Origin of the sequence: Curtobacterium sp. B18, assembly GCF_000333375.1 — a bacterium.
Lineage (GTDB): Bacteria > Actinomycetota > Actinomycetes > Actinomycetales > Microbacteriaceae > Curtobacterium.
Map to the genome: position 1 here is coordinate 1 of NZ_BACZ01000594.1, position 2175 is coordinate 2175.

Annotated in this window: 2 protein-coding genes; both read right to left on the reverse strand. The window is 68.7% G+C overall.

Features of this window, described 5'->3' with window-relative positions; genetic code table 11:
- A partial coding sequence (locus I5E_RS23825) for a 30S ribosomal protein S2 (protein ID WP_148287009.1) occupies positions 1-127 on the reverse strand: 127 nt, incomplete at its 3' end.
- Between the two features lie 263 nt (positions 128-390).
- Positions 391-1833, reverse strand: a complete 1443-nt coding sequence (locus I5E_RS16125; protein WP_022907892.1) for a sugar porter family MFS transporter — start codon at positions 1831-1833, stop codon at positions 391-393.
- Positions 1834-2175: the final 342 nt, after the last annotated feature.

Below are 2175 nucleotides of genomic sequence, written 5' to 3' on the forward strand. Positions count from 1 at the left end.
GGTCGATGATGTGGATGCCGGAGCGCTCGGCGAGGATGAATCGCTTCACCTTCGGGTTCCACCGACGGGTCTGGTGTCCGAAGTGAACGCCGCTGTCGAGCAGCTGGCGGATGGTGACGACGGCCATGCCGTCCCTCCTTGTTCTCGGCACGCGGCTGTTGAGCCGCGTACACGGTTGCGGTTGTGTCGGTCACGACCGGTGGTCGTGGCCCCTGGTGCCCCACCCCGGACGGCCGCCCGCTCGCGAGAGCAGGACCGGTGGCCGTGGAGTGCGTGTGGACACGCGAAGTCAGCGCGCTCAGCGCGCTGCTGGATAGATGCTAACAGACGTCAGGCGCGGTGCGGGACGGACCCGCACCGCGCCTCCTGGACGGTGGTGACGCTGGTGCGTCAGGCCTTGGCGTCGACCGTGTCGCCCTCGGCGGTGATGCCCATCTCCTCGAGCGAGCGGCCCTTGGTCTCCGGGATCTTCGCGATGACGAAGAACAGGGAGAGCAGTGCGAACAGCGCGTAGATGCCGTACGTCACGGTCAGGTTGAAGCCGGACAGGACCGGGAACGTGATGGTGACGAGGAAGTTCGCGATCCAGTTCGCCGCGGACCCGACGCCGAGCGCCGTTGCACGGATGCGGTTCGGGAACATCTCACCCAGCAGGACCCACATGAGCGGACCCCAGGTGGCGCCGAAGGACACGACGAAGAGGTTCGCGAAGATCAGCGCGATGACGCCCCACGCACCGGGCAGGTTCGGCTCGCCGTTCACGATCGTCGCCTGCGAGAACGCGATCGCGACCATCAGCAGCGACACGAACATGCCCGTCGAACCCGCGATGAGGAGCGGCTTCCGGCCGAGCTTGTCGACCGTGAAGATGGCGATGAAGGTGACGGCGACGTTCACGACCGAGGTGATGGTCGAGATGAGGAAGGACTGGTCCTCCTTGAAGCCGACCGCCTGCCAGAGCGTCGTCGAGTAGTAGAAGATCACGTTGATGCCGACGAACTGCTGCAGCACCGCGAGGATGATGCCGACCCAGACGATCGGTTGGAGCCCGAAGCGGTTGCCCCGGATGGAGCCCTTCTTCTCGCTGGCCTCCTTCTTGATGCCGTCCTGGATCTCCTCGAGGCTCGTGTTCACCGTGTCGCGGGGGACGATCTTCTCCATCACGCCGCGTGCGTCGTCCGTGCGGCCCTTCGCGAGGAGGAAGCGCGGCGACTCGGGCAGCGTGATCGCGAGCACGCCGTAGACGACCGACGGGACCACGCCGACCAGGAACATCCAGCGCCAGGCCGCGAGGCCGAGGACCTGCTCGGACGCGCCACCGGCGGTGACAGCGAACAGCTGGTCGGAGAGCAGCGCGGCGAAGATACCGAGCGTGATGGCGAGCTGCTGGAACGAGGCCAGGCGACCACGGATGGCCTTCGGCGAGACCTCGGAGATGTACGCCGGGGCGATGACCGACGCGGTGCCGATGCCGAGGCCGCCGACGAGGCGCCAGATCACGAGGTCCCACGTGGCGAAGGCGAACGCGCTGCCGATCGAGCTCACGAAGAACAGGACGGCGGCCCAGAACATCACCCGGGTGCGGCCCCAGCGGTCCGCGAGGCGGCCGGCGAAGTACGCGCCGAACGCGCAACCGATGAGGGCGGATGCGACCGCGAAGCCGCTGGCGGCCTCGGACAGGCCGAACTCGCCCTTGATGGCCTCGACCGCCCCGTTGATGACGGACGAGTCGAATCCGAAGAGGAAGCCGCCGACCGCTGCCGCGATGGCGAACAGCGTGACCTTCCCCTTGAACGCACGGTCTTCGCCGTGCTGCGTGGTCGCGTTCGACACGATGCTCCAGGTTCCCTGCCGCCGTGCGGGATGCTGCACGGTGCCCCGGCGGTCGGCTGGTTCGCCGTCCGAGCGGCGTTGCGTGTTCCGGAGCGGCCCCGACTGTACTCCGGGATCGGGCGCGGGGGCCAACCGGCGCGGGCGGCGGCGCGGCGCCGGGCGCGGGGGCGGGGCGCGTCGGCCGCGGGGGCGGGGCCTACTCGGAACGACATGGTCGACGTCGTACGACAGCGGTGATGTCGTCACCGCGCGCGTGCAACCGTTGCGCCCGCCGGGTTGCGACAGGGTCGACGTCGTTCGACAGCGACGACGTCGCTCGTTGCACGCGCGTCGGTCGCGCTG